Below are 25,646 nucleotides of genomic sequence, written 5' to 3' on the forward strand. Positions count from 1 at the left end.
ACTTCGATGGATATCCAGGAAATCCTGCGGCATTTGCCGCATCGCTATCCGTTCCTGATGATCGACCGGATCATCCAGATCGATGGCAACGAGTCCGCGGTTGGCATCAAGAACGTCACGTTCAACGAGCCGATGTTCCAGGGCCATTTCCCCGGCGAGCCGGTATTCCCCGGCGTGCTGATCATCGAGGGCATGGCGCAGACAGCTGGCGCCATCGCGATTGCGTCGGGCACCGGCAAGGGTAAGGATCACATCGTCTACTTGCTGACGGTCGACAAGTGCAAGTTCCGCAAGCCCGCGCGTCCGGGCGACCGGATCGAGTACCACATCAGGAAGATCCGCCATCGCATGACGATGGGCTGGTTCGAGGCCAAGGCGATTGTAGATGGCGTGGTGATTGCCGAGGCCGAGGTCGGCGCCATGGTGAGCGAAACCGGCAAATGAGCGTCCATCCCACGGCCATCGTCGAGCCCGGTGCCAAGCTGGGTGCGGGCGTTACGGTCGGGCCCTACAGCGTCATCGGCGCAGAGGTCGCGCTTGGCGACGGTGTTGAGGTCATCTCGCATGCCGTGGTGACGGGCAGGACGACCATCGGACCGCGGACCCGGATCTTCCCGTTTGCCTCGGTTGGTCACCAGCCGCAGGACCTCAAATATGCCGGCGAGCAGTCGACCTTGCGGATCGGCGCCGACTGCACCATTCGCGAGCACGTGACCATAAATCCCGGCACGAGCGGCGGGGGCATGGAGACAGTGGTCGGCGACCGCTGCCTGCTGATGATCGGCGTCCATATCGGGCACGACTGCCGTATCGGCAATAACGTCGTGCTCTCCAACAATACCGGCATCGCCGGGCACGGCATCATCGACGACTATGCCATTCTCAGCGGCCATTGCGGCACCGTCCAGTTCGTCCATGTCGGCGCCCACGCCTTCGTGGGCGGCATGGCCAAGGTTGAGAAGGACGTCATCCCCTACGGGATGGTCAACGGCAATCCGGCGGTCATGCAGGGGCTCAATCTCGTCGGGCTCAAGCGCCGCGGCTTTGATCGGGAAGCGATCCACCGGCTTCGCGCGGCATATCGGATGATCTTTGCTTCCGAAGGCACTCTGCAGGAACGCGTCGACGATGCCTCCGAGCTGTTTGCCGACGAACCGCTGGTCCAGAACGTGGTCAAGTTCATCAGCGCGGCCAAGGGCGGCCTGACGCTGCCGGACAACGTTCCCATGGAGGACTGATGGCCCGGCGGCTCACTGTTGTGGCAGGAGCCGGGCCGCTCGTGACCCACGCGGTCGATGCGGCGCTGAGCCTGGGCTACAAGGTGCAGGTGCTCTCGCTGGTGCCACGACCGGACATCACCCAAGCCAAGGTGATTACCGCCGACGTCGCGAACCCGCTCGGCATCATCTGGTCAGTGAAGGTGTTCCGCACCACTCATATCGTGCTCGCGGGCGCTATCCACCTGCCGGACCGCGCACGCGAAGGGCTGATCAGCTTCGCCGCCGGCAACGGCGACAAGGCGACCCGTCCGACCTCGGGAATGCCGGTCGGCGATGCGACGCTCTCGGCCATCGGCAGCGTGCTCAAGAAGATGACGGGCGCCGATCTGATCGGCGTGCACGAGATTGCGCCCGACCTTTTGGCGACCGACGGTACGATTGCCGGACCGCAACTGCACGAAGACATCATCGCGTCGGCGCGTTTCGCGCTCGGCGTGGCCCGCGGTATCGGCGCGCTCGACATTGGCCAGGCCGCTGTGGTCTCGGGCCTGCGCGTCGTCGCCGTCGAGGATATCGGCGGCACCGATGCCCTCATCGCTCGGGCCGGACAGCTCAAGCGCGAGGGACTGGTCGGCGATGGCGTCGTGCCGATGATTCTGGCCAAGGCGATCAAGCCGCAGCAACCCGCCTTCGTCGACCTGCCGACCATCGGAGCGCAGACGGTGATCGCCGCCGCCGCAGCTGGCATCTCGGTGATCGTTGCCGAGGCGGGCAAATCGATCGTGCTCGAGCGCCCGGCACTGATCGCAGAGGCTGACCGACTCGGGGTCAGCGTGGTCGGCCTTGCAACGGAATAGCGAACTCAGGCTTTTCGTGCTCGCCGGCGAGAGCTCGGGCGACCGGCTGGGTGCCCACCTGGTGCGCCGGCTGCGGGAGCGCGGTTCCGTCGCGCTGATGGGTGTGGGTGGGCAGGAGCTTGCGGCCGAGGGGCTAAAGAGCATCTTTCCTATGGAGAACCTGGCGGTCATGGGCTTCAGCGATGTGCTGCGGCGCTTGCCGCTGCTGCTCTGGCGGATCCGGCAGACAGCCGATGCGATCATCCGGCAGCGCCCCGATGTGGCTGTCCTGATCGACTCGCAGGTGTTCGTGAAGGCCGTGGCCAAGCGGGTTCGCAAGATCGCGCCCGACATTCGCCTGATCCTCTACGTGGCGCCCACGGTCTGGGCGTGGCGCCCTGAGCGGGCAGGGCAGCTTAGGCCGCTCTTCGATGAGCTCCTGGCCATTCTGCCGTTCGAACCGGAGGTCATGGCGAAGCTCGGTGGGCCATCGACACATTTCGTGGGGCATCCCGCGGTCGAGCGTTTCCCGTACCGGACAAGCCAGCCCGACCAGGGCCCGTTACTGCTGCTGCCTGGAAGCCGCAGGGGCGAGGTCCGGCGGCATCTGCCGCTGATGCGACAGGCGGCCGAGAAGCTTGCCGACCATCAACGCATCACCGGCTTCGTGATCCCGACTTTGCCGATGCTGGTAGACAGCCTGCGGGCCGAGACGGCCACGTGGCCGGTGCCGGTGCGGGTCGTGACGGGCGTCGAGCGGGACGCCGCCTTCAGCGCGGCCTATGCCGCCTTTGCCGTGAGCGGCACGGTGACGTTCGAGCTCGCCGTGAGCGGCGTACCGATGGTGGTCACCTATGTCGCCGATCCGCATCAGGCGCGGCTCTATCGGAAGTTGAGGCTGAATGTCGATGTGGCGCTGCCCAATGTCGTCCTTGGCCGACGCGCCGTCCCGGAAGTGCTGTTTGAGGAGACGCCGGCTCCGCGCGATCTGGCACCGTTGCACGCACTCCTCGATGATCCCAAGAACGTCGAGAGCCAGCGCAACGCGTTTGCCGAACTCAGGGCCCTGATGCAGAAAGGGGCGCCCGAGGCGCCCCTTGTCGATGCTGCGGAACGGGTGCTGGCGGTGGCTCAGCGTTCGCTCATCGCCACGTAGTCGCGCGTCGGAGCGCCCTGGTAGAGCTGGCGCGGCCGGCCGATCTTCTTCTGCGGGTCGGCGATCATTTCCTTCCACTGCGCGATCCAGCCCACGGTGCGGCTGAGCGCGAAGATGGCGGTGAACATCGAGGTCGGGAAGCCGACCGCCTCGAGGATGATACCCGAGTAGAAGTCGACGTTCGGGTAGAGCTTGCGCGAGATGAAATACTCGTCGGTGAGCGCGATGTGCTCGAGCTCCTGGGCCACCTGTAGCAGCGGGTTGTTCTCGACGCCGATCTGGGCCAGCACCTGCTTGCAGGTGTCCTGCATCACCTTGGCGCGCGGATCGTAGTTCTTGTAGACCCGGTGGCCAAAACCCATCAAGCGGATGCCTGACGACTTGTCCTTCACCTTGGCGATGAAGTCCGGAATGCGGTCCGGCGTACCGATCTCCTTGAGCATGTTCAGCGCCGCCTCGTTGGCGCCGCCATGGGCGGGGCCCCACAGGCAAGCCACGCCGGCCGCGATGCACGCGAACGGGTTCGCGTCGGACGAGCCGGCAAGACGCACGGTCGAGGTCGAGGCGTTCTGCTCGTGGTCGGCATGCAGGGTGAAGATCAGGTCCATCGCACGGGCGATGACCGGGTTCACCACATAGTCCTCGGCCGGAACCGAGAAGCACATGCGCAGGAAGTTCGAGGAGTAGTCGAGATCGTTGCGCGGATACACGAACGGCTGACCCACCGAGTATTTGTAGGCCATCGCGACGATCGTGGGGATCTTGGCGATCATGCGGATCGAGGCGATCTCGCGCTGCTGCGGATCATTGATGTCCGTCGAGTCGTGGTAGAAGGCCGCCATGGCGCCGACCACGCCGCACACGATCGCCATCGGGTGCGCGTCACGGCGGAAACCGCGGTAGAAATAGTGCATCTGCTCGTGGACCATGGTGTGCTTGGTCACGCGCTCGGTGAAATCGGCCAGCTCCGCCTTGTTGGGCAACTCGCCGTAGAGCAGCAGGTAGCAGACTTCGAGATAATTGGATTTCTCGGCCAGCTGCTCGATCGGGTAGCCCCGATACATCAGCTCGCCCTTGTCGCCGTCGATATAGGTGATCGAACTGTCGGTGGCGGCGGTGGAGGTGAAACCGGGATCGTAGGTGAACAGCCCGGTCTTGGCGTAAAGCGATCGGATATCGATGACTTCCGGGCCAACCGACCCCGAGAGCACCGGGAATTCGAAAGTCTTGTCCCCGATGGTAAGTTTGGCGACTGTATCGCTCATCGATCGCTCTCCTAATTGGGCCGAAAATGCCCGCGAATAGGTGGGAGCGGGCCGGCCGGATCGTCGTTTGTTGCGGCGGGTAGCAGTGGCGTATCCGATATACCTACCCCGTGCAACACGTGGGTGAACAGCGCTGTCCTAATCGGCTTTTCCGATAAGCTCAGCCTGCCTGATCGGCCAGTCGTGCCAGCGTTTCCTCGCGTCCGATCAACACCATGACTTCGAAAATGCCGGGCGAAATCGTGCGTCCGGTGAGGGCGGCACGTAGTGGTTGCGCTACCTTGCCGAGCTTCAGGCCGCGCGCTTCGGCGAAGGCCCGGGCGGCCGCATCGATCGTCTCGACACTCCAGTCGTTGAGGCCCTTCAGGATGTCCGCGAAGGCACCGATATTGGCCCGTGCATCGGGGGTAAGCTGCCCGGCTGCGGCCTCGTCGATCGGCAGCGGGCGCACGGCATAGATGAACTGGGCGAGGTCGATCAGCTCGAGCACGGTCTTGGCACGCGGCTGCAGCTCGGGCAGGGCGGCGAGTACCGTGTCCTTGTTGGCGCTGAGACCGTCGGCATCGGTCAGCCGGCCGACTTCCTCGGCGGTCGCCAGCATCACGTCATAGAGGCGCTTGGGATCGGCCTCGCGGATATAGTGCCCGTTGATGTTCTCGAGCTTGACGAAATCGAAGCGCGCCGCACCCTTGTTGAGGGCATCGAGGCTGAACCACTCGACCATCTGCTCGGTGGAAAAGATCTCGTCGTCGCCGTGGCTCCAGCCGAGCCGGGCGAGATAGTTACGGATCGCCTCAGGCAGGTAGCCCATCTGGCGATAGGCCTCGACCCCGAGCGCCCCGTGGCGCTTCGAAAGCTTGGCGCCATCCGGACCGTGGATCAGCGGGATGTGGCTCATCTCGGGCACGAACCAGCCCATGGCGTTGTAGATGACGATCTGGCGCGCGGCATTGGTCAGGTGGTCGTCGCCGCGGATGATGTGGGTGACGCCCATATCGTGGTCGTCCACCACGACGGCCAGCATATAGGTCGGCGTGCCGTCCGAGCGCAGGATGATGAAATCATCGAGGTTCTCGGTCTTGAACACGACCTCGCCCTGGACGTGGTCCTGCACCCGGATCTCGCCGGTGAGCGGCGCCTTGATGCGGATCACGGGAGCGACACCGGCGGGCGCCTCAGAGGGGTCGCGGTCGCGCCAATAGCCGTTGTAGCGCGGCGGCAGGCCCTTGGCGCGCGCGTCCTCGCGCATCTGCGCCAGCTCCTCGGGCGAGCAGTAGCAGTAATAGGCCTGGCCGCGGGCCAGCAGCTCGTTGGCGATCTCGGCGTGCCGCGCAGCGCGGGAAAACTGCATGTAGGGCTCGCCGTCCCAATCCAGCCCCAGCCACTTTAGGCCCTCGAAGATCGCCTGTACTGCCGCCTCGGTCGAGCGTTCGCGGTCGGTGTCCTCGATGCGTAGCAGCATCTTGCCGCCGGTGTGGCGGGCGAAGGCCCAGTTGAACAGGGCCGTGCGCGCGCCGCCGATATGGAGGTAACCGGTGGGCGAGGGGGCGAAGCGGGTGACGACAGGGGTGGCCATGGCGGCGTGAAGGATCCCGGAAACTAAGGTGCTGCCGGTGTGTAAGCAGCCGCAGGTGCAAGTGCAAGCCTCGGCCGCTGGCGGGCGGTCGCGGCGCGTGCCATGGTGGCGTGTGGCGCGAGACGGGGGCTCGCAGCATGACCCTGACGGTGGACGGAGGCGAGGTCTCTGAACGCCGGCTGCCGCCTGTGCGGGAGCCGGGCGCGCAGTTGCCCGCGCCGTCGGCTGGCGGACAGATGCGGGCCATCGACCTGGGTCTGGCGGGCAGCATAGTCACCGCGCTTGAGCACCGGCGGCTGTTTCTGCTCGCACCCTACGCGATGATGGTCGGGCTTATTGCCTACATGGTCTGGCCTGAACTGCCGGACTTCTGGCCGACCATGGCCGTTGGTCTGGCTTTGTCCATCGCCTTGGCGCTATGCCGTAACCGACTGGTGACGTTTCGCCTCACCGCGCTCGCGTTTTGCGTGTGGTTCGGCTTTGCCCTGCTTGCTATCCATGGCGCCTTATTCGGCACTGCCATGCTGCAGCGCCCGCTCTACGGCACCTACGAGGCACGCATCGACGAGATCCTCCTCGAGGCCGAGAGCGGCGTCCGGGTCATCGTCTCTAACCTCACCCCGGTCGGCGATGCCCGGCCGGCGCCGATGCGGCGGGCCCGCATAGTGGTCAGTGGCGGCTCGACGCTGTCGCCGGGCGATGTGATCCGCGCGCCGATCCGCTTCTCGCCGGTACCCGGTCCGGTACTGCCAAATGGCTTCGACAGTCAGTTTCACGCCTACTTCGATGGGGTTGGCGCCTACGGCAACACCACCGGCACGTTCGAGCTCGTTTTGGCGGGCTCGGAGGCGACGCCTGAGCACATCATCGACAGCATCCGGCGCGGCATTGCGCAGCGGATCGATGCCGAGCTGCCGCAGCCTTCGGCCGGCATCGCGCGGGCGCTGATCACCGGTGACCAGAGCGCGGTGTCGGACGTGGCGCGCGAGACCATGGCGGTCGCCGGCCTCGCGCATGTGCTCTCCGTCTCGGGCCTGCACCTCACCATCGTCGCCGGGCTCGTGCTGGTGACGCTGCGGCTGGGGTTCGCCCCATTCGCCGGGCTGCACGGCATGCTGTCGGTCAAGCGGGTCGCGGCGGTGGGCGCTATTGTTGCGGCTCTCGCCTACTTCGCCATCTCGGGCGGCAATGTCGCGGCGTTGCGCTCGACCATCATGCTGGTGCTGGTGCTTGGAGCCATCGTGTTCGGCCGCCGGGCGCTGACCATGCGCAACGTGGCTATAGCAGCGATCATCGTCATCGCTACCGATCCGGCGTCGATCTTCCGGCCCAGCTTCCAGCTTTCCTTCGCCGCCGTCGTGGCGCTGATTGCGATCTGGGAGCTCTGGAAGCCCAAGGAGGAGCGGCAGCGCTCGGTGCCGCGGCGCGTCCTCGGCTATCTGGGCGGCATCGCTCTCACCAGTCTCGTCGCCGGGCTCGCGACGTTGCTGTTCTCGGTTTACCATTTCCAGCAGACCTCACCGCTCGGCGTGCTCGGCAACCTGTTCTCCCTGCCGCTGGTCGGCTTCATCATGATGCCGGCGGCAGTCATGGCAGCGCTGCTCATGCCGTTCGGTTGGGAGCAGCCGGCGCTGTCGGTGATGGGCTGGTCGATCGATCGCATGCTCGATCTCGGCACACTCGTTGCCGGTTGGAGCGCCGGGCTCAGCTACAGCCCGCTGCTGACGCCACTGGCGCTCGGTGTCGGGCTTGCCGCCTTCGCCTGGTTCACCTTCCTCTCCACCTGGCACCGGCTGATCGGTCCTGTAATCGCCGTGCCACTGGTGCTGCTGCTCGCGCTCGATAGCCCGCCTGATGTGCTGATTGCCGATACCACGCAGGCCATAGCCATGCGCAGCGCCGAGGGACTGGCGCTTGTTGCGGGCAAGCCGGGCAGCTTTGCGGTCAACGTCTGGGCCGAGACCTATGGTGATCCGATCTCCGCTGCCTCGCCACTCAGCTGCGACAGTGTCGGTTGCTTCGGGGCGAGCCCGCGCGGCTTCACACTGGCGCTGGCACTCGATCCGGCAGCCTTCTACGAGGATTGCGCGCTGGCCGACCTCGTGATCGCACGCCGGCGGGTGCCCGCTCCGTGTGGGGCGAGTACGGTCATCGACGCCGAGGCTCTGGCGCGCGGTGGCGTGCACTGGCTGCGCTGGGACGAGGGCAGGGCGGCCTTCGAGGTCCGCCCCGCCATTCCGCCACTCAGCCGGCCGTGGCGAGCAGCGCCACAGTGAGCACTCAGAGCGTCAGGAACGGCTCAGGCAGGCCAGGCACTTCGATATCGATGGCAAAGACGCTGCCGGCATGCGGCTGGCTGTCGACCTCTTCGGGCGCCATGTTCTCGCGCGCGGTGGTGAGATAGAGCGTTCGGTAGTCCGGCCCGCCAAAGGCGGGGCAACTGACGCGGGTGACACCGGGCACTTCGATCGTTTCGACCAGCGTGCCTTCGGGCGAGATACGGATCACTGCGCCGCCGCCCCAGCGGGCATTCCAGAGGAAGCCTTCGGAATCGACTACCGACCCATCGGCGCCACCGAGGCCATCCATGGTGTAGAAGTCTTCCCATGGCCCGGCGGGTAGCCCGGTCTCGGGATCCAGCGCGCACTTGACGATCATCTTGCCCGCATCGGTGAAATAGGCGGTGCGACCGTCGGGCGAAAAGCAGAGCGAGTTGGGGACGCGGATGTCGCTGATCACCTTCACCACCTCGCCTGCGCGGTAGCGATGCACGTTGCCGCTCGGACCTTCCGGCTTGCGGCCCATGGTGCCGATCCAGAAGCCGCCGGTGCGATCGACACGGCTGTCGTTGGTACGGTTCGTCGGGATGTCCGCCTCGATCGGGGCGATCGGGGTCCGTTCATCGGTGACGAGGTTGTAGCGCAGCAGCACGCCGGACTGGGCCACGGCGAGGTTGTCTGCATCGATCACGGCGGCGGCGGCCACCGTGTCCTGGAACACGACCCGATCGACGATGTGGCCGTCGGGGCCGGCGCTCAGCATGGTGCGGTTGAGGATATCGAACCAGAACAGGCGGCCGAGCAGCGGATGCCAGAACGGCCCTTCGCCCAACTCGCAGCGGCTATCGACGAAAAGCTCGGCCTTCCGGTTCATTTGGATCGTCCCTCCTCATAGGCCGCAACGGCTTTGACCGCTCGTTCGGCAACCTCCCCGGCGTGCATGCCGGGCTTGAAAATATAGGTGCCGAGGCCGAAGCCAGCGCAGCCGGCGGCAAAATACTCGCCGAAATTGTCGGGGTTGGCTCCGCCTACGGCATAAAGCGGCAGTGCCGGCGGCAGCACGGCCTTCATGGCCTTGATGCCCTTGGGGCCGAGCACTTCGGCCGGGAAGAATTTCAGTCCGGTCGCCCCGGCGCGGATAGCGGTGAAGGCATCGGTGGGCGAGAACACGCCGGGATAGGAGGCGAGGTTCAGCTCGCGCGTGCGGATGATCACCTCGGGATTGGTATCGGGCGAGACGATGAACTGGCCGCCGGCATCGGCGATCTCGTCGACCTCGAAGCGGGCGAGCACCGTGCCGGCGCCGATCGAAGCCCGGCCTTCGAAGGCCTTCGCCGCATCGCCGATCGATTTCAGCGCCTCGGGGGAGTTCAGCGGCACTTCGATGAGCGTGATGCCGGCGCCGACAAGCGCCTCGCACACGGCGATGGTTTCGGGCGGGGTGATGCCACGCAGGATGGCGATGATGTGACGGTGGTCCATGGTCCTAACCCTGTCTGGCGGCCTTGAGGCCGGCAAGCGTCGCGTCAGTGGCGTCGACGACGCGCGTCTTCGCCCCCAGCCGGTCGAAGGCGATCTGATAGAGCCCGCTGAGACCGACGCTGCCGATCAGCGGGATCTCGCTGCCGCCGATCCAGCTCTTCTGCCCGCCGATCTCGGCGCCGATCAGGAGGCCCGAAAGGAAGCCGGCGCACCAGGGTGCGGAGCGGCCGGAGAGGAGGGCGCCGGCGCGGACCTTGAACAGCGTCGCCGTCAGGCGCTCGGGATGTTCGAGGCCCTGGTCGAGACCGGCGGCAAAGCCGATATCGCGGTCCTCGCCCTCGAGCTCGCCGCCCAGCGAGTGGCGCAGCACGGAATGGGTGCGCAGGAGCTCGAACACTTCGCCGGTCATGGCGCTCGAAAAGCGGGTGAGGCGGGTGCCATCGAGCAGCGCCCACTTGCTGTGCGTGCCGGGCATCACCACGAGACCGGAGAAGCCGGGGACGAGGCTCGACAGGCCGAGCAGCTGCGTTTCCTCGCCGCGCATCACGTCCTCGGCGCCGACATCGCGCATGCACACGCCCGGCAGGATGCGCGGGTCGAGCTCGCCGGGCATGTCAGGCCAAACGGCCCCGTTGGCGAGCGTCCGCAAGTCGGCGGGGGCATCGAGATAGGGCGCTTCGATCCAGCCCTGGCGGGCTCCGGCCATGCCGCAGATCACCACCTCGCTGACGCCGTCGGCCTCGCTGCCGAGCAGCCCGGTCAGTACTTCGGGATATTGCTCGCGGCTCAGCCGGCCCATGCCGTCGGGCGAGGAGCGCGAGAACGCGATCTCGCCATCGCCATCAATGCCCCAGGCGCGCAGATTGGAGGTGCCCCAATCGACCGCGACCCACTCGACTTGTCCTGCCAAATTCTTCTCCCTGACGTGCCGGCGGAAGGCCGGACGTGGTGTCGCCTAAAGCGCGGTCGGGAAGGTGATCCACTCTCCCGGTAGGATCGCGCCGATGCGACCGCGGACGATGTGTCCGCGAAGCGCGCCGGAACCTAGCGTCTTTGGCACCAAGACCCTAGTGCAACTGTCGTCTATCGGCTCTGATTTCATAAGAAAAAAAGGGCCGGCGCGAAGCCGGCCCCAGGACCCGATTGGCGGTGGGTCAAACTCAGTATTTGCGCAGCAGCCCGACGAGACGGCCCTGCACCTTCACCCGGTCGGGCGGGAAGATGCGGGTCTCGTAGGCCGGATTGGCCGCTTCGAGGGCCACCGAATTGCCGCGGCGGCGCAGGCGCTTCAGCGTGGCTTCCTCTTCATCGACCAGCGCGACGACGATCTCGCCGGTCGAGGCCATGTCCTGCTTGCGGATGAGCACGGTGTCGCCATCGAAGATGCCGGCATCGATCATCGAGTCGCCGCGCACTTCGAGCGCATAGTGCTCGCCAGGCCCGAGCATTTCGGGCGGAATGGCGATGGTGTGGCTATGGGTCTGGATCGCCTCGATGGGCGTACCGGCCGCGATGCGGCCCATGACCGGGATGGAGACGGAGCGATAGGGCTCGTCGGCCGGCGCTGCCGCAGCCGGGCGGGGCGGAGGAGCGGCGACGCGGCCGAGATTGCCTTCGATAACCGACGGCTCGAAGCGCGCCTTGCGGCCGCCGAGCGAGGGGTTCATCGAATCGGGCAGCTTGATCACCTCGAGCGCCCGGGCCCGGTTGGGCAGGCGGCGGATGAAGCCGCGCTCCTCGAGCGCGGTGATCAGCCGGTGGATGCCGGACTTGGAGCGCAAATCGAGCGCGTCCTTCATCTCGTCGAAGGAAGGTGGAATACCTGACTCTTTCATCCGCTCGTGGATGAACATCAGCAATTCATGTTGCTTGCGCGTCAGCATCTGGCGGCTCCGGTGAGCAGAATCGGAACAAAGACTGAACGTGTTGTATCCGTTCCAGTTATGTTCTGCAACCGTGCGGTAAATATCCGGTTAGCGACGGGGTGCTGTCGGCGCCAAAACGTACGGGATTCCGGGGTTAGGCGCCCCAGTTGAGGGGGATGACGTCGACAATCTCGCCAGGCGGGACGCCGGGCGAATCCTCGGGCAGGACGATCAGCGCATCGGCCAATGCCAGAGAGCTCGAATGGCTGGAATCGGTCTCGAAGATCGGATCGACCTGCAGGAAGCCGATATCGTTGCGGCTGAGCGTGGCGCGCATGTAGTGGCGGCGCGGGCCATTGGCGGGCAGGCCCTTCAGCGTCGGCGCGCCGATGCGGGGCCAGTAGGGGTCGGCAAAGCCCGTCATGGCGCGCAGGGCCGGCTTGATGATGATGGTCGAGGTGACGAGCGCCGAGACCGGGTTGCCGGGGAGGCCGAAGACGAGCGCCTTGCCGCGGGTGCCGAACATCAGCGGCTTGCCCGGACGCATCCTCAGTTTCCAGAAATCGAGCTCGACGCCGAGGTCGCGCAACACTTCCTGCACGTAGTCGCGCTCGCCGACACTGGCGCCGCCAGTGGTCACCAGCATGTCGATGCCCTGGTCGAAGGCCGAGAGCAGGGCATCCTCGATCTTCTTCGTGTCGTCAGGCACGATGCCGAGGTCGATCACCTCGGCGGCGTAGGGCGCGAGCAGCGGGATAAGGCCGTAGCTGTTCGAGGCGATGATCTGGTCGGGGCCCGGCGTCGAGCCGGGCGGCACCAGCTCGTCGCCGGTGGCGACTACCGCGATGCGCGGACGTTTCGTCACTGTCAGCTCGGGGCGATTGGCGGAGGCGGCGAGGTTGAGCATGCCGGGCGTGAGCGCCACGCCGGCCGGCAGCAGTTCGGTGCCGCGCTTGAAGTCGAAGCCTTGCTTGCGGACAGAATGGCCGGCCACCGGGGTCTTTTCGAAGCTGATCTGGTTGCCCTTGGCGGTCGCTTCTTCCTGCATGATCACGGCGTCGGCGCCGATCGGCATGGGCGCGCCCGTGAAGATGCGGACGCACTGGCCATGCTCCATCATGCCGACGAAGCGAGCCCCGGCCTGCGAGGTGCCGGCGAGCTTCAGCGGGCGGCCGGGCACCACTTCGGCGGCGCGCACGGCGTAGCCGTCCATGGCGCTGGCATCGAAGGGCGGCTGGTTGTGGGTGGCGACGAGCGGCTTGGCGAGCACGCGGCCGTGGGCGCGGGACAGCGGTACGGCTTCGCTGCCGAGATCGGGGAGCTTGCGGAAGACGCGCTGCAGCGCCTCGTCCACCGGCATCATCGCTGGAAATCCCCCGATTTGCCGCCCGATTTCTGCTCGAGCTGCACCGCCGCGATGCGCATGGCGCGATCGTGCGACTTGGCCATGTCGTAGAGCGTGAGCGCGGCGACCGAGGCGGCGGTCATCGCTTCCATCTCGACGCCGGTCTGCGCTGTGGTTTCAGCCGTGGCGGTGACCAGCAGGGCAGGGCCGTCGCCGACGATCTCGACGCTGACGCTGGTCAGCGGGATCGGGTGGCAGAGCGGGATCAGCTCCGAGGTTTTCTTCGCCGCCATGATGCCAGCAATGCGGGCCACGGCGAGCGCGTCGCCCTTCTTGAGCTGACCGCCGAGGATCAGTTCTACTGTTTCGGGCTTGGCTTCGAGCCGCGCGGTGGCAACGGCGCGACGACGCGTAACCGCCTTGTCGCCGATATCGACGATATGGGCTTCCCCACGCTGGTTGAGGTGGGTAAGGGCCATGTCAGCCGCGCAGCAGCTTGATGGTCGCTGCGGTGACGTCATCCTGCCGCATCAGGCTCTCGCCGACGAGGAAGGTTCCGATGCCCGATTCTTCGAGCTTGAGCAGGTCGGCGTGCGAGTTGACGCCGGACTCGGAGACGAGATGCACACCCTTGGGTACGCCGCCGGCGAGGGTGATCGAGGTGTTGAGCGTCGTCTCGAACGTGCGCAGGTTCCGGTTGTTGATGCCGATAAAGCCGGCATTGAGGCCAAGGGCGCGGTCGAGCTCGATCTGGTCGTGCACCTCGACCAGCGCGTCCATCTTCCACTCCTCGGCCGCGTCGAGCAGGTAGCGCGCCACATCGTCTGTGACGGAGGCCAGGATGATCAGGATGCAGTCGGCACCCCATGCGCGGGCTTCGGCGACCTGATAGGTCTCGAACAGGAAATCCTTGCGCAGCACGGGCAGGTTCGTCGCGGCCCGCGCCTCCATCAGGTAAGCCGGCGCCCCCTGAAAGCTTGGGGTGTCGGTGAGGACGGAGAGGCAGGCGGCGCCGCCCCGCTCATAGGCACGGGCGATCTCGGTGGGGTTGAAGTCTGTACGGATCAACCCCTTGGACGGGCTCGCCTTCTTCACTTCGGCGATCAGTGCAAACTGCCTCTCCGCCCGCTTCTTCTTCAGCGCCGACAGGAACCCGCGCACCGGCGGCGCGTCGTGGGCCTCGGCCACCACGTCGGCCCACGGCCTGAGGGTCTTGGCGGCCGCGATCTCCTCGCGCTTGTAGGTTTCGATACGGGAGAGGATATCGGACATGTCAGCTGTTCGTTACGGAAATGAGCTTGTCGAGGGTGGTCTTGACGCGACCGGAATCGATCTGTTCGGCGGCGAGCGCGACACCCTGCTTCAGGCTGTCGACGCGCCCGGCGACGATGAACGCGGCAGCCGCATTGAGCAGCACCACGTCGCGATACGCATCCTTTGTGCCATCCATCAGCGCGCGGAGACGGCCGGCATTATAGGCCGGGTCAGCGCCCTTGAGGTCGGCAAGCGTGGCACGGGGCAAGCCGGCTTCCTCGGGCGTGACCTCGAAACTGCGCAGGTCGCCGTTCTTGATGGAGGCAACGAAGCTGGCGCCGGTGGTCGAAAGCTCGTCGATCCCGTCGGCGCCATAGACCACCCAGGCCGAAACGGCGCGGTTGGCGAGGAGGGCGGCGGCGACCGGCTCGACCCACTTCTTGTCGTAGACGCCCAGCATATAGCGGCGTGCTCCGGCGGGATTGGACTGCGGTCCCAGCAGGTTGAACATCGTACGCGTGCCCATCTCCATGCGGGTGGGGCCGACATGCTTCATCGCCGGATGGTGGGCTGGCGCGAACATGAAGCCGATGCCGGCCTCGCTGATGGCGCGGGAAATCTGGTCGGGCGTGAGGTCGAGCTTCACTCCGAGCGCGGTCAGCACGTCGGAAGCGCCGGATTTCGAGCTCAGCGCGCGGTTGCCATGCTTGGCCACGGGAATACCGGCTGCTGCGACCACGAACGAGGTGGCGGTCGAGATGTTGAGCGTCTCGGCACCGTCGCCGCCGGTGCCGACGATGTCGATCGTGTCTTCCGGCTCGGCGATCGTCACCGGGACCATCTTCTCGCGCAGGATCGAAACCGCGGCGGCGATTTCGCCGACCGTCTCGCCCTTGACGCGCATGCCCATGAGGAAGGCGCCGATCTGGCTGGGCGTTGCGCCACCATCCATGATGGTGGTCATCACGCCGCGCATTTCCTCACCGGTGAGATCCTGGCGCGAGGCGATCTTGTTGAGGGCTGCCTTGATGTCCATCACGCAGCCCTCTTCAGGTTGAAGTCGCGGGCGATGTTGAGGAAATTCTGCAGCAGGGCGTGGCCGTTCTCGCTGGCGATGCTTTCCGGGTGGAACTGCACGCCGTGCGTCGGGAAATCGCGGTGCTGCATGCCCATGATCAGGCCATCATCGGTCGAGGCAGTGACCTCGAGCGCGGCCGGCAGCGTCTCCTGCTTGACGATCAGCGAGTGGTAGCGCGTCGCCTCGAAGCCCGCATTGAGGCCACGGAAGAGGCCTCGGCCGGTGTGGTTGATCTTGCTGGTCTTGCCATGCATCAGGTCGGGCGCGCGAACCACGTCGCCGCCCATGGCCTGGCCGATGGCCTGATGGCCAAGGCAGACGCCGAGGATCGGTGTCGTCGGGGCGAAGCGCTCGATCACGGCGAGGCAGATGCCTGCCTCGGTCGGCGTGCACGGGCCGGGCGAGAGCACGATGGCGTCGGGCGCGATCGCGGCGATCTCGTCGGTGGTGATCTTGTCGTTGCGCCATACCTCGGGCTCGGCCCCGAGCTCGCCCAGGAAATGGACGAGGTTGTAGGTGAAGCTGTCGTAGTTATCGATGACGAGAAGGCGCATGTGTCGGGTTCCCCTGAGCTTGGTTCTAACCACCGGGTCATTCCCGTGAAAGCGGGAATATCGGTTCAGACGTCAGAACCGCCATCGAAATCCGTATGCTGCGCTCACTGCCCGACCCTCGCTTCGCCGGCATAACGTAACGCCTCTTCGGCAGCGCTGAACAGGGCGCGGGCCTTGTTTTCACACTCGAGTTGCTCGAGTTCGGCCTTGCTGTCGGCGACGATGCCGGCGCCCGACTGCACGTAGATCTTGCCGTCCGAAACGATCGCGGTGCGCAGCACGATGCAGGTATCCATCGTGCCGTCGGCGCCGAAATAGCCCACGCATCCGCCATATATGCCGCGGCGGGATTTCTCGAGCTCGTCGATGATCTCCATCGCCCGCACTTTCGGAGCACCCGACACGGTGCCCGCCGGGAATCCTGCGGCCAGGGCGTCGACGAAATCCTTCTTCGGATCGAGCTCGCCCACAACGTTCGAGACGATGTGCATGACGTGCGAGTAGTACTCGAGGAAGAACTTGTCCGTAACCTTGACGCTACCGATCCTGGCGACGCGGCCGACATCGTTGCGGCCGAGATCGAGCAGCATCAGGTGCTCGGCGAGTTCCTTGGGATCGGAGAGCAGTTCGTCGGCCAGTTCCTTGTCGCGCGTCGGCGTCGCGCCGCGCTTGCGGGTGCCGGCGATGGGGCGGATGGTCACCTGGCCCTTCTCGACCTTCACCAGGATTTCCGGGCTCGATCCGGCCACGGCGAAACGGCCGAAATCGAGGAAATACATGTAAGGCGAGGGATTGGTGCGCCGTAGGGCACGGTAGAGCGCCGTCGCCGGCAGGTCGAAATCGGCCTCGAAGCGCTGGCTCAGCACCACCTGGAAGATGTCGCCGGCCCGGATGTACTCCTTGGCGGCCTCGACCATTTTGGCATAGTCGGCCGGCGGCGTGTTGGACCGCACCGCGATCTTGTCGAGCCTGGGGGGCGTCGCGGTGTAGGGCAGGGTGCGGCCGAGCCGGCCAACGGCATCATCGATCCGTGCCTGCGCGCCTTCCCAGGCCTGCCGGGCATTGGTGCCCTCGCGCACGTAGACCGGGGCCGTGACGTAGAGCTCGTCCTTCACCGTATCGAACACGGCAAGCAGCGAGGGCCGCATCAGGATCGATTCCGGGAAGCCGAGCGGGTCCTCGTGACGGTCGGGCAGCACCTCCATGAGGCGCACCATGTCGTAGCCGAGATAGCCGTAGATGCCGGCGGCGGTGGAGGGGAGGCCCGGCGGCACATCGGCCTGGCTCTCGGCCACCAGAGCGCGCAGCGCCTCGAGCGGAGGCTCGCTCACCGGGGTGAAAGCGTCGGGTGTGAGGCCGGCATTGCGGTTGATGCTGGCCTGGCCCTTTTCGACCTTGAGGATGATGTCCGGATCAAGGCCGATCATCGAGTAGCGCCCGCGGATGGCGCCATCCTGTACGCTTTCGAGCAGGAAGGTGTTGGTGCGTCCGTCGGCCAGTTTCAGGTAGGCGCCGATCGGCGTCTCGAGGTCGGCGACGACGCGGCGGAAAACGATCTGCGCGCGGCCGGCCCCATACCCGTCCGCAAAGCGGCTAAACTGGTCGTCGGTGGTCATTGCGTGGCGCCGGTGCTCAGCAGCTGGTTGAGAACCTGCGGGTTCTGGCGGATCGGGTTGTCGGCGAGGAGGCCGCGGATCAGGTCCTCGTAGACGCCGTCGCGGATCGAGTTCTCGACGAACTGCGTCGCCTGTGCATTGGCGTCAGCGGCGGCGGGGGTCACTTCCACTACCTGGAACACGACCTGGTCGCCATCGGCGTTCTTCGCCGAGCCGAAATGGTTCGGCCCGCCGTTGAAGATCGCCGCAGCGACATCGCCCGACAGCGCGGGGTCGTTCTGCGCCGTGGAGCCGCCGACGGTCGCGGTACCGTCCCGCTTTATTGCCGGGCTGAGGATGGGGAACTGCCCCACCGATGTGGCCACATCGGCGAAGGGCGTGCCCGCCTCGAGCTGATCGGTGATGCGGGTGACCTCCGCGGTCAGCGCCTCGCTGGTCCGTTGCGTCGTCAGTGCAGCAACGACGGCATCGCGGACCTCGTCCAGCGTCTGGTCGCGCGCCGGCGCGATCGACTTGAGGTCAAAGAAGATGTTGCGGTTCGAGCCCATGGTGACGGCAGCCGTGAGCTTGCCTTCCTCGGCCGAGAACACGGCGGTCGAAAGCCTCTGCAATTCCTCGGGGCTCACATCGCGGTCGCCCGAGAGCTCGGGGGCGCCTTGCGTCAGCGGAATGGTGACCACGTTGAGGTTGAAGCGCTGGCCGATCTCTGCGAGCGGCCTGAAGGCGGCGCGCAGCTCCTCGACCTGATCGAGTACATCGCCATACTCGTTGCGAGCCTGGGTCAGTGCCAGCTGGCGGCGGATATCCTCACGCGCTTCCTCCAGCGTGATCTGGCCGCCCGGCTGTATCTCCGAGACGGTGACGACACGCTCCGAACCGATGCCCGGAATAATGACATAGTCGTTGAGCGGGAGGCCGAACGCGGCTTCCGCGAGCGCGGAGTCGGTGACCTCTGAGCGGGCCAGCGTGCCCAGATCCTGCAGCGTCACGTTGTTTGCGGCCACGAGGTCGGCGATTGGGGTGCCTGCGGCCTTGCCCGCCTCGAAGGCGGCCTGCAGTTCCGGCGTTCCAAGCACCAGCTGCTGGATGTGGCGGCGCTCGATCTTCACCCGGGTGTCCTTGGTGCGCTCGTATTCCGCTGCAATTTCCTCGTCGGAGATCACCTTGCTTGCTGCCAGGGAATCCGGCGAGAGCGCCAGCATGTCGATGGTGCGGGTCTCCGGGGTGCGGAACTCGGCCTGGTGTTCGCTCAGATAGGCCGCAAGCTCCTCCTCGGTGGGATCGGCAACCGGCGGCAGGGTCTGGGCGTTCAGAACGAAATAGTCGACGGTACGGGCATCGCCCAGATAGCGGTTCACCAGTTCGAGCGCCGCAGTCGGCGCCTGGGTGTCGCCGAGCAGGCCGGCGATCAGTTGCTGGCGTTGCGCCGCCTTGGTCTGGAGGTCGAAATATTCCGCTTCGGTGAAGCCACTATTCTGCAACACGCGCGTGAAGCTGCCGGCATCGAACTGGCCGAGCGCGTTCTGGAAGGTCGGGTCTTCGCGCAGCAGCTTGCTCAACCGGTCCTGCGACACGCCGAGGTTGAGGTCCTGACCGAGCTTGTTGACCACCGCTTCGCCGGCGAGGCGCTGGAGCACCATGCCGGGCACGCCGAGCGCGGTAGCCTGTTCGACGGTAGGAACCTGACCCAGTTGCTGGGCGACCTGGTTGATCTGGCTGTCATAGGCGCGCTGATAGTCACGCACCGTGATGTCACGGCCGGCGACGCTCGCCACCGTGGAAGTGCCAAGCTGGGTTATGACATTTTCGATGCCGAAGCCGGCGAGGCCGATCAGCAGGAGTACGCCAAGAATCTTGCCGATCCAGGAGCGACCGAAATTGCGCAGGCTATTCAGCATCGAGACAAATCCAAGAGCCACCGCCGTCCCGGCGGGCGGCGGATACTAGACAGGGTCGAGTTTGTGCCGCAAGGCACATCAAAGGCGGGGGTTATGGGAAACTCCGGCGATAGGCAAGTAGAAGGAACGTCAAGTGAGCGCTGAGATCACGCCGCTGATTGCGGGCAACTGGAAGATGAACGGCACCAGCGCGGCGCTGGGCGAGGTCCGCAGCCTCGGCGAGAAGCTGGCGCAGACCCCGCCGAGGTGCACCGTGGTCATCTGCCCTCCCGCGACGCTCCTCGAGCGGTTGAGCGATCTCGCGGCGCCGATGGGTATCGTGATCGGCGGCCAGGATTGCCACGCGGCGCCCAACGGCGCCCATACGGGCGATATCAGCGCGCCCATGCTCGCCGACGCCGGCGCGCAGTATGTCATCGTCGGCCATTCCGAGCGCCGTGCCGACCATGGCGAGACCGACGAGATGGTGCGTGCAAAAGCGAACGCGGCGATGGGCGCGGGGCTGATCCCGATCATCTGCGTGGGCGAAACCGAGGCCGAGCGCGATTCCGGACGCGCCGAATCCGTGGTGCTCAGCCAGCTCTTGGGCTCGGTGCCGCCGGACTGGCGCGACAGTGGCATCGTCATCGCCTATGAGCCGGTATGGGCCATCGGCACCGGCCGGACGCCGAGCGTCGAGGACATCGCGCAGATGCACGGCACCATTCGGCGCGACCTCGAACAGCGCTTCGGCGACAAGGGCAAGGCTGCCCGCATTCTCTATGGGGGCTCGATGAAGCCGGCCAACGCGACCGAAATTCTGGCCATCGCCAACGTGAATGGCGGCCTGGTCGGCGGGGCAAGCCTCTTGGCAAATGACTTCCACGCCATTATCTCGGCGGTTTGAAACGGCGCGGCGCAGCCAGTGACATGGTTGCGCTCGGCGCTGGCATTTGTTTTGGCGCGCGTGTAGAAGGCCCGCCAAACCGAAATCGAAAGCCTTGGGTCCAATGGCCAACGTACTGATCGTCGCCTATCTCCTCATCGTGGTCGCGCTGATTGCGGTCATCCTGCTGCAGCGCTCCGAGGGCGGCGGTCTGGGCATGGGTACCTCGGGCTCGAACGGGCTGATCAGCGTGCGCGGTTCGGCGAACCTGCTGACCCGCACTACGGCGATCCTTGCGGCGCTGTTCTTCGCCTCGGCCATCGGCCTCACCATTCTTGCCGAGCTCGATCGCGGCACCAGCGGCATCCTCGAGGGCGCAAGCCAGGGCGGCGAGACGCCGACCACGGTGCTCGACGCGCTGCAGCAGATGCAGCAGCAGACCTCGGGCGACCTGCCGCTTCCGGGCGGCACGGCGCCGGCTCCGGCCACCACGGCACCCGCGACCGATCCCGGTCTCGCGCTCCCGGCGGCTCCGACGACCACCGAGCCGGCTCCTGCGACCGACGCCGCGCCTGCTGCGCCGGCGGATGGAGCGACCACCGCTCCCGCCGCTCCAGCGCCGGCTACGACAGAACAACCAGTGGCCCCGTAAGGTCCGCGACAGGTACCCAGGGAAGGGGATGGCAACATCCCCTTCTTCTTTTGTATGGGCAGCACTCGTGATCGAGGCTGGCCTTGAGAATCAGAGTTTCGACCAAATAAGGTGAAGGCCCATGGCTCGGTACGTTTTCATCACCGGTGGCGTGGTTTCCTCATTGGGCAAAGGCCTTGCATCCGCGGCGCTCGGCGCGGTGCTGCAGGCTCGTGGCTACAAGGTCCGCCTCCGCAAGCTCGACCCCTATCTCAACGTCGACCCCGGCACGATGTCGCCGACCCAGCATGGTGAGGTGTTCGTCACCGATGACGGGGCCGAGACCGACCTCGACCTCGGTCACTACGAGCGCTTCACCGGCCGGCATGCCAACAAGCGCGACAACATCACCACTGGCCGCATCTATTCCGACCTGATCGCCAAGGAGCGCAAGGGTGAGTTCCTGGGTGCCACCGTGCAGGTGATCCCGCACGTTACCGACGCCATCAAGGACTTCATCCGCGATGGCAACGAGGACTTCGACTTCGTGCTCGTCGAGGTCGGCGGCACGGTTGGCGATATCGAAGGCCTGCCGTTCTTCGAGGCCATCCGCCAGTTCGGCAACGACTTGCCGCGCGGCGACGCCGTCTACATGCACCTGACGCTGATGCCGTTCATCCCCTCTGCCGGCGAACTCAAGACCAAGCCGACCCAGCACTCGGTGGCAACGCTCCGCTCGATCGGCATCTCGCCCGACATCCTCTTGGTGCGCTGCGACCGGCCGATCCCGCAGTCCGAGCGCAAGAAGCTGGCGCTGTTCTGCAATGTGCGCGAAAGCGCCGTGATCCAGGGTCTCGACGTCGCCTCGATCTATGACGTGCCGCTCGCCTACCACAAGGAAGGCCTCGACGCCGAGATCCTCGCCGCCTTCGGCATCACCGACGCGCCGGCGCCCGATCTCAGCCAGTGGAACGAGGTCTCGACCCGCCTCCACAACCCCGAGGGCGAGGTCAACATCGCCATCGTGGGCAAGTATACCGGTCTCAAGGACGCCTATAAGTCGCTCTCGGAAGCGCTCGTCCATGGCGGCATCGCCAACCGGGTAAAGGTCAACCTGCAATGGATCGACAGCGAGATTTTCGAGCGCGAGGAGCCCGCGCCCTATCTCGAGCACATCCACGGCATCCTCGTTCCCGGTGGCTTCGGCGAGCGCGGCTCGGCCGGCAAGATCCAGGCAGCGCGCTTTGCGCGACTCAAAGATGTGCCGTATTTCGGCATCTGCTTCGGCATGCAGATGGCCTGTATCGAGGCGGCGCGGAACACGGCCGGCATCAAGAACGCCAATTCCTCCGAGTTCGGTCCGACCAAGGAGCCGGTCGTGGGCATCATGACCGAGTGGACCAAAGGTAACGAGAAAGAGACGCGTTCGACCGAGGGCGATCTCGGCGGCACGATGCGGCTCGGCTCCTATCCGGCCCAGCTCGCCAAGGGCTCGCGCGTCGCTGACATCTACGGCTCGACCCGGATCACCGAGCGGCACCGCCACCGCTACGAAGTGAACATGAACTACCGCAAGGTGCTCGAGGCCAATGGCCTCCTCTTCTCCGGCGTCTCGCCCGACGGCAAGCTGCCCGAGATCGTCGAGCGCACCGACCATCCGTGGTTCATCGGCGTGCAGTTCCACCCGGAGCTGAAGAGCAAGCCGTTCGAGCCGCACCCGCTATTCGCGAGCTTCATCGACGCCGCCAAGACGCAGAGCCGGCTGGTGTGACGACCGAGATCCGGACGGCGCGATTGCTGTTGCGCCGCGCCCGTCCGGACGATCTCGATGCCGTGCATGCGTTCATGTCGTCGCCGCAGGCGATGCGCTACTGGGCGACGCTGCCGCACGAGTCGATGTCCGTCACCGAGCGGTGGTTCGAGGCGCAGTTCTTCAGCGGCGATCCGGCCCGCGACGAGTGGGTCGTCGAGCACGAAGGCCGGGTCATCGGCAATATCGGCATCTGGAACCAGCCTGAGCTCGGCTACATCTTCCATCCCGACGTCTGGGGCCGGGGCATTGCGATGGAAGCCGCCGCGGCCTTCATTGCCTATGCCTTCGCGAAATATCCCATCAATGCCATCACGGCCGATGTCGATCCGCGCAATGCCGTATCGCTTGCCTTGCTGCGCAAGCTGGGTTTCGTCGAGACCGGCCGCGCTGAACGGACTTTCCTTGTTGGCGACGAATGGTGCGACAGTATCTATCTGGCGCTATCGCGCCCCAGCAACTGACCGAGACCCCGATGGCTGACATCCTCTCCCTCTCCAAAGCCCGCAAGGCCAAGGCGCGCGCCGACAAGGAACAGGTTGCGGCGGAGAATCGCGCCAAGTTCGGACGCACGAAAGCCGAAAAGCAGCGCGAGGCGGCGATCAAGGCACTCGCCGAAAAGCGACTGGACGCGACAAAGCGCGAGGAATAGGGCAGGGATATTGCCCCTGCTCGGAGAACTGCCTTGACCTCGCTTTACGAATTTTCGGCGCCGCGGCTCGACGGCACGGTGCAGTCGCTGGCCGACTATCGCGACAAGGTGGTGCTGGTGGTCAATGTCGCCAGCAAGTGCGGCTTCACTCCGCAATATGCCGGGCTCGAAAAGCTCTACCAGACTTACAAGGATCGCGGCTTCGTCGTGCTCGGCTTTCCGTGCAACCAGTTCGGCGAGCAGGAGCCGGGCACCGAAGCCGAGATCGCGGCGTTCTGCGACCTCAACTACAACGTGACCTTCCCGCTGTTCAGCAAGATCACTGTCAACGGCAAGGGCTCGCTGCCGCTCTACAACTGGCTGAAGCGCAAGGCGCCCGGCCTGCTCGGCGTGCAGCTGATTCCGTGGAACTTCACGAAATTCCTCGTCGATCGCTCCGGCACGACGGTCAAGCGTTTCGGCTCGGCCACCGAGCCGGCCGATCTTGCCGCGCCGATCGAGGCGCTGCTCTAGCCCCTGTGGTGCAGGCGCCGTCGCTCGCGGCGGGTTTCGTGCCGCGCCGGCGCCTCCTCGACGCGGCCGCGCCAGAACAGCACGGCGCCCCACACGGCAAAACCGGCAATCACGATAAGTCCCAACCAAACGCCAGAATGCATCAGCGCCTCCCCTGGGCAGGTCCGGGGATGCTAGTCCTCGGCGCGGGGGAGGGCAATGTTACGGTTTTGTGTCAGGTTCGAGGGGAACGGTGCGCCCCGCCCCCCTCTCTGTTGCGACTAACTCGCTGGCGCTCGTAAGTCTCGCCTCTCCCCCGCCAAGGGGGAGAGGGTGCATTGCTGCGGGACTCGGTGCTTGTGGAAGGCTTCTCCCCCTTGGCGGGGGAGAAAGCGAAAACTTGGGCTTAGCGCAGCTAAGTCCTTAGTTTTCGCAAGAGAGGGGGTCGTGGGAGCCACCGGTGTGGCTTCAAACGAACACCCCCGCTTTTCGCGGGGGTGCAACGTCGTCGCCGGGCCGCCGGCCTTACTCGGCGGGCGCCATGTCCTTGCCGGTATAGACTTCGGCGACCTCGTACTGGTCCCGGCGCCAGAACCCGTTGAACGGGGTGAGCGAGGCCTGGGTGTAGGCGCCCATCAGACCGAACTCGATCCAGTCGTCCTCATCCACGTCCGAGGGGAAGGTGAAGATCTGCGGCAGCACATCGTAGCTGTCGCAGGTCGGGCCCCAAACCGTGAAGTCCGAGAACTCGCCGTCATTGTCGTGGAGACGCGGGCCGCGCCAGACGCGCGAGGGCGGGGTGAAGTGCATGAATTTCACTTCCATCAGCGAGCCGTAGGCGCCGTCGTTGAGGTAGACCGACTGGCCGCCGCGCTGATGCTTCACCCGCAGCAGCAGCGAAGTCGACGAGGTGACGAGGGCACGACCGGGCTCGATGATCAGCTCGGGCTTGGATCCGGCAAAATTGTCCTTCACCGCCTGCGAGATGGTCTCGAAATAATAGTCCATGGGCGGTGCTTCGGAGGTCGGATACGGCGCCGGATAGCCGCCGCCGATGTTGAGGCGCTTCAGCGTGATGCCCGATTCCTCGGCGATCTTGGCTGCTGCTGCGATGTGCCGCTCGTAGGCGTACACGTCCTCGCACTGCGAACCGACATGGAAGCACAGCGACGGCGTGTAGCCCATCTGGTCGACGAGCTTGACGATCTCGGCGGCGCCGTCCTGCATGACGCCGAACTTGATGCCGAAATCGTAGCTCTTCAGCGCCTTGCCGGCCTTGAAGCGAGTAGTGACCTCGATGTCCTTGCTGGGCGACACGACGGCGGCGAGCTGGTCGAGCTGCTGCGGGTGGTCGATGGTGAAGGAGCGAACGCCGAACTCGTTGTAGGCGCGCTCGATCTCGCGCTTGTTCTTGATCGGGTTGTTGTAGTGCATAGCCGCGCCCGGAGCGTGGTCGCGCACCAGCTCCATCTCCATGTTGGAGGCGACATCGAAGGCCTTGAGACCCTCTTCGTGCAGCTGCTTGATGATGTGTGGCGACGGGTTGCACTTGACCGCGTAGGTCAGCAGCCCGTCAAAACCCTTCTTGAACACCTTCACCGACCGGTGCAGCTCCTTGCTGGAAAACAGGAAGCTCGGAAAATCCGGTTCCTCGGCTGCAATCAGGCTGGACGTGTTGGCGTAGACCTTGGTTGGCTCAGTCATTGGCGGCTAACCTTTCGGTGGTCGGGAGAAGGGCCCCTCCGGAGGGCTTTTGCAGGGGGCGAAAACGA

General features: G+C 65.6%; 26 protein-coding genes. 11 read left to right on the top strand and 15 right to left on the bottom strand.

Annotation, left to right across the window (positions count from 1 at the left end; genetic code table 11):
* The first annotated feature begins 6 nt into the window (after positions 1-6).
* The 4 genes from fabZ to lpxB are packed head-to-tail and all read left to right on the top strand — an operon-like array spanning position 7 to position 3,212.
* Positions 7-444 (top strand): 3-hydroxyacyl-ACP dehydratase FabZ, encoded by a 438-nt coding sequence (gene fabZ / locus AC3A6I_RS08995; RefSeq protein ID WP_487545005.1) that lies wholly within the window; start codon positions 7-9, stop codon positions 442-444.
* Complete coding sequence (lpxA, locus tag AC3A6I_RS09000; protein ID WP_487543348.1) at positions 441-1,238, top strand: acyl-ACP--UDP-N-acetylglucosamine O-acyltransferase; 798 nt, start codon at positions 441-443, stop codon at positions 1,236-1,238. The genes fabZ and lpxA overlap by 4 nt, the downstream gene beginning before the upstream one ends.
* Entirely contained in the window at positions 1,238-2,077 is an 840-nt protein-coding gene (gene lpxI, locus AC3A6I_RS09005; RefSeq protein WP_487543349.1) for a UDP-2,3-diacylglucosamine diphosphatase LpxI domain-containing protein, read from the top strand. Before lpxA ends, lpxI begins: the two co-directional genes overlap by 1 nt.
* A complete protein-coding gene (gene lpxB / locus AC3A6I_RS09010; RefSeq protein ID WP_487543350.1) occupies positions 2,064-3,212 on the top strand; it encodes a lipid-A-disaccharide synthase in 1,149 nt (382 codons plus the stop codon). Before lpxI ends, lpxB begins: the two co-directional genes overlap by 14 nt.
* Here lpxB and AC3A6I_RS09015 read toward each other — a convergent pair.
* Entirely contained in the window at positions 3,188-4,477 is a 1,290-nt protein-coding gene (locus AC3A6I_RS09015) for a citrate synthase (RefSeq protein WP_487543351.1), read from the bottom strand. The genes lpxB and AC3A6I_RS09015 overlap by 25 nt on opposite strands.
* Positions 4,478-4,637: 160 nt before the next feature.
* Entirely contained in the window at positions 4,638-6,053 is a 1,416-nt protein-coding gene (gene gltX / locus AC3A6I_RS09020; protein ID WP_487543352.1) for a glutamate--tRNA ligase, read from the bottom strand.
* Positions 6,054-6,190: 137 nt separating this feature from the next.
* On the opposite strand from gltX, the gene AC3A6I_RS09025 reads away from it, so the two are divergent.
* Positions 6,191-8,329 (top strand): ComEC/Rec2 family competence protein, encoded by a 2,139-nt coding sequence (locus tag AC3A6I_RS09025; RefSeq protein WP_487543353.1) that lies wholly within the window; start codon positions 6,191-6,193, stop codon positions 8,327-8,329.
* Positions 8,330-8,333: 4 nt separating this feature from the next.
* Here AC3A6I_RS09025 and AC3A6I_RS09030 read toward each other — a convergent pair whose 3' ends face one another.
* From AC3A6I_RS09030 to AC3A6I_RS09080, 11 genes are all read right to left on the bottom strand, one after another.
* Positions 8,334-9,206 carry an SMP-30/gluconolactonase/LRE family protein gene (locus tag AC3A6I_RS09030; RefSeq protein ID WP_487543354.1) on the bottom strand — a complete coding sequence of 291 codons (873 nt, stop codon included), beginning with the start codon at positions 9,204-9,206 and terminating at the stop codon, positions 8,334-8,336.
* Positions 9,203-9,814 carry a 2-dehydro-3-deoxy-6-phosphogalactonate aldolase gene (locus tag AC3A6I_RS09035; protein ID WP_487543355.1) on the bottom strand — a complete coding sequence of 204 codons (612 nt, stop codon included), beginning with the start codon at positions 9,812-9,814 and terminating at the stop codon, positions 9,203-9,205. Before AC3A6I_RS09035 ends, AC3A6I_RS09030 begins: the two co-directional genes overlap by 4 nt.
* Positions 9,815-9,818: 4 nt before the next feature.
* Positions 9,819-10,724, bottom strand: coding sequence for a 2-dehydro-3-deoxygalactonokinase (locus AC3A6I_RS09040; protein WP_487543356.1), 906 nt, complete (start codon positions 10,722-10,724; stop codon positions 9,819-9,821).
* A 250-nt stretch (positions 10,725-10,974) separates the two neighbouring features.
* On the bottom strand, positions 10,975-11,697 hold the full coding sequence (gene lexA / locus AC3A6I_RS09045) for a transcriptional repressor LexA (protein ID WP_487543357.1): 723 nt from the start codon (positions 11,695-11,697) through the stop codon (positions 10,975-10,977).
* A 136-nt stretch (positions 11,698-11,833) separates the two neighbouring features.
* The gene (locus AC3A6I_RS09050; RefSeq protein ID WP_487543358.1) at positions 11,834-13,042 is read right to left on the bottom strand and encodes a molybdopterin molybdotransferase MoeA; all 1,209 of its coding nucleotides are present in this window, start codon (positions 13,040-13,042) and stop codon (positions 11,834-11,836) included.
* Positions 13,039-13,503, bottom strand: coding sequence for a cyclic pyranopterin monophosphate synthase MoaC (gene moaC / locus AC3A6I_RS09055; RefSeq protein WP_487543359.1), 465 nt, complete (start codon positions 13,501-13,503; stop codon positions 13,039-13,041). Before moaC ends, AC3A6I_RS09050 begins: the two co-directional genes overlap by 4 nt.
* Before the next feature lies 1 nt (position 13,504).
* Positions 13,505-14,296, bottom strand: a complete 792-nt coding sequence (gene trpC, locus AC3A6I_RS09060) for an indole-3-glycerol phosphate synthase TrpC (RefSeq protein WP_487543360.1) — start codon at positions 14,294-14,296, stop codon at positions 13,505-13,507.
* 1 nt (position 14,297) lies between these two features.
* Positions 14,298-15,317 carry an anthranilate phosphoribosyltransferase gene (gene trpD, locus AC3A6I_RS09065; protein ID WP_487543361.1) on the bottom strand — a complete coding sequence of 340 codons (1,020 nt, stop codon included), beginning with the start codon at positions 15,315-15,317 and terminating at the stop codon, positions 14,298-14,300.
* Positions 15,314-15,910 carry an anthranilate synthase component II gene (locus AC3A6I_RS09070; protein WP_487543362.1) on the bottom strand — a complete coding sequence of 199 codons (597 nt, stop codon included), beginning with the start codon at positions 15,908-15,910 and terminating at the stop codon, positions 15,314-15,316. Before AC3A6I_RS09070 ends, trpD begins: the two co-directional genes overlap by 4 nt.
* A gap of 104 nt (positions 15,911-16,014) precedes the next feature.
* A complete protein-coding gene (gene trpE / locus AC3A6I_RS09075; protein WP_487543363.1) occupies positions 16,015-17,526 on the bottom strand; it encodes an anthranilate synthase component I in 1,512 nt (503 codons plus the stop codon).
* On the bottom strand, positions 17,523-19,424 hold the full coding sequence (locus AC3A6I_RS09080; protein WP_487543364.1) for a peptidylprolyl isomerase: 1,902 nt from the start codon (positions 19,422-19,424) through the stop codon (positions 17,523-17,525). Before AC3A6I_RS09080 ends, trpE begins: the two co-directional genes overlap by 4 nt.
* Positions 19,425-19,557: 133 nt before the next feature.
* Between AC3A6I_RS09080 and tpiA the strand changes: the two genes are divergently transcribed.
* The 6 genes from tpiA to AC3A6I_RS09110 all read left to right on the top strand — a co-directional run bounded on the left by tpiA (position 19,558) and on the right by AC3A6I_RS09110 (position 23,895).
* Positions 19,558-20,310, top strand: a complete 753-nt coding sequence (gene tpiA, locus AC3A6I_RS09085) for a triose-phosphate isomerase (protein WP_487543365.1) — start codon at positions 19,558-19,560, stop codon at positions 20,308-20,310.
* 103 nt (positions 20,311-20,413) lie between these two features.
* Positions 20,414-20,941 (top strand): preprotein translocase subunit SecG, encoded by a 528-nt coding sequence (gene secG / locus AC3A6I_RS09090; RefSeq protein ID WP_487543366.1) that lies wholly within the window; start codon positions 20,414-20,416, stop codon positions 20,939-20,941.
* 121 nt (positions 20,942-21,062) lie between these two features.
* Positions 21,063-22,691, top strand: a complete 1,629-nt coding sequence (pyrG, locus tag AC3A6I_RS09095) for a CTP synthase (protein WP_487543367.1) — start codon at positions 21,063-21,065, stop codon at positions 22,689-22,691.
* On the top strand, positions 22,688-23,194 hold the full coding sequence (locus AC3A6I_RS09100; protein ID WP_487543368.1) for a GNAT family N-acetyltransferase: 507 nt from the start codon (positions 22,688-22,690) through the stop codon (positions 23,192-23,194). Before pyrG ends, AC3A6I_RS09100 begins: the two co-directional genes overlap by 4 nt.
* 11 nt (positions 23,195-23,205) lie before the next feature.
* Positions 23,206-23,382 (top strand): DUF4169 family protein, encoded by a 177-nt coding sequence (locus AC3A6I_RS09105; RefSeq protein ID WP_487543369.1) that lies wholly within the window; start codon positions 23,206-23,208, stop codon positions 23,380-23,382.
* 33 nt (positions 23,383-23,415) lie between these two features.
* Entirely contained in the window at positions 23,416-23,895 is a 480-nt protein-coding gene (locus AC3A6I_RS09110) for a glutathione peroxidase (RefSeq protein WP_487543370.1), read from the top strand.
* On the opposite strand, the gene AC3A6I_RS09115 is transcribed toward AC3A6I_RS09110, so the two are convergent.
* Complete coding sequence (locus AC3A6I_RS09115; protein ID WP_487543371.1) at positions 23,892-24,038, bottom strand: hypothetical protein; 147 nt, start codon at positions 24,036-24,038, stop codon at positions 23,892-23,894. The genes AC3A6I_RS09110 and AC3A6I_RS09115 overlap by 4 nt on opposite strands.
* A 361-nt stretch (positions 24,039-24,399) precedes the next feature.
* A complete protein-coding gene (locus AC3A6I_RS09120) occupies positions 24,400-25,578 on the bottom strand; it encodes a type III PLP-dependent enzyme domain-containing protein (protein ID WP_487543372.1) in 1,179 nt (392 codons plus the stop codon).
* Positions 25,579-25,646: the final 68 nt, after the last annotated feature.

This window comes from Devosia sp. Soil_C_22 (genome assembly GCF_057657195.1).

Excerpts from the sequence above, each read along its gene's own strand:
- fabZ (WP_487545005.1), top strand. The coding sequence starts at position 7 with ATGGATATCCAGGAAATCCTGCGGCATTTGCCGCATCGCTATCCGTTC.
- lpxA (WP_487543348.1), top strand. The coding sequence starts at position 441 with ATGAGCGTCCATCCCACGGCCATCGTCGAGCCCGGTGCCAAGCTGGGT.
- lpxI (WP_487543349.1), top strand. The coding sequence starts at position 1,238 with ATGGCCCGGCGGCTCACTGTTGTGGCAGGAGCCGGGCCGCTCGTGACC.
- AC3A6I_RS09015 (WP_487543351.1), bottom strand. The coding sequence starts at position 4,477 with ATGAGCGATACAGTCGCCAAACTTACCATCGGGGACAAGACTTTCGAA.
- gltX (WP_487543352.1), bottom strand. The coding sequence starts at position 6,053 with ATGGCCACCCCTGTCGTCACCCGCTTCGCCCCCTCGCCCACCGGTTAC.
- AC3A6I_RS09025 (WP_487543353.1), top strand. The coding sequence starts at position 6,191 with ATGACCCTGACGGTGGACGGAGGCGAGGTCTCTGAACGCCGGCTGCCG.
- AC3A6I_RS09030 (WP_487543354.1), bottom strand. The coding sequence starts at position 9,206 with ATGAACCGGAAGGCCGAGCTTTTCGTCGATAGCCGCTGCGAGTTGGGC.
- AC3A6I_RS09035 (WP_487543355.1), bottom strand. The coding sequence starts at position 9,814 with ATGGACCACCGTCACATCATCGCCATCCTGCGTGGCATCACCCCGCCC.
- lexA (WP_487543357.1), bottom strand. The coding sequence starts at position 11,697 with ATGCTGACGCGCAAGCAACATGAATTGCTGATGTTCATCCACGAGCGG.
- AC3A6I_RS09050 (WP_487543358.1), bottom strand. The coding sequence starts at position 13,042 with ATGATGCCGGTGGACGAGGCGCTGCAGCGCGTCTTCCGCAAGCTCCCC.
- moaC (WP_487543359.1), bottom strand. The coding sequence starts at position 13,503 with ATGGCCCTTACCCACCTCAACCAGCGTGGGGAAGCCCATATCGTCGAT.
- trpC (WP_487543360.1), bottom strand. The coding sequence starts at position 14,296 with ATGTCCGATATCCTCTCCCGTATCGAAACCTACAAGCGCGAGGAGATC.
- AC3A6I_RS09070 (WP_487543362.1), bottom strand. The coding sequence starts at position 15,910 with ATGCGCCTTCTCGTCATCGATAACTACGACAGCTTCACCTACAACCTC.
- trpE (WP_487543363.1), bottom strand. The coding sequence starts at position 17,526 with ATGACCACCGACGACCAGTTTAGCCGCTTTGCGGACGGGTATGGGGCC.
- AC3A6I_RS09080 (WP_487543364.1), bottom strand. The coding sequence starts at position 19,424 with ATGCTGAATAGCCTGCGCAATTTCGGTCGCTCCTGGATCGGCAAGATT.
- secG (WP_487543366.1), top strand. The coding sequence starts at position 20,414 with ATGGCCAACGTACTGATCGTCGCCTATCTCCTCATCGTGGTCGCGCTG.
- pyrG (WP_487543367.1), top strand. The coding sequence starts at position 21,063 with ATGGCTCGGTACGTTTTCATCACCGGTGGCGTGGTTTCCTCATTGGGC.
- AC3A6I_RS09105 (WP_487543369.1), top strand. The coding sequence starts at position 23,206 with ATGGCTGACATCCTCTCCCTCTCCAAAGCCCGCAAGGCCAAGGCGCGC.
- AC3A6I_RS09115 (WP_487543371.1), bottom strand. The coding sequence starts at position 24,038 with ATGCATTCTGGCGTTTGGTTGGGACTTATCGTGATTGCCGGTTTTGCC.
- AC3A6I_RS09120 (WP_487543372.1), bottom strand. The coding sequence starts at position 25,578 with ATGACTGAGCCAACCAAGGTCTACGCCAACACGTCCAGCCTGATTGCA.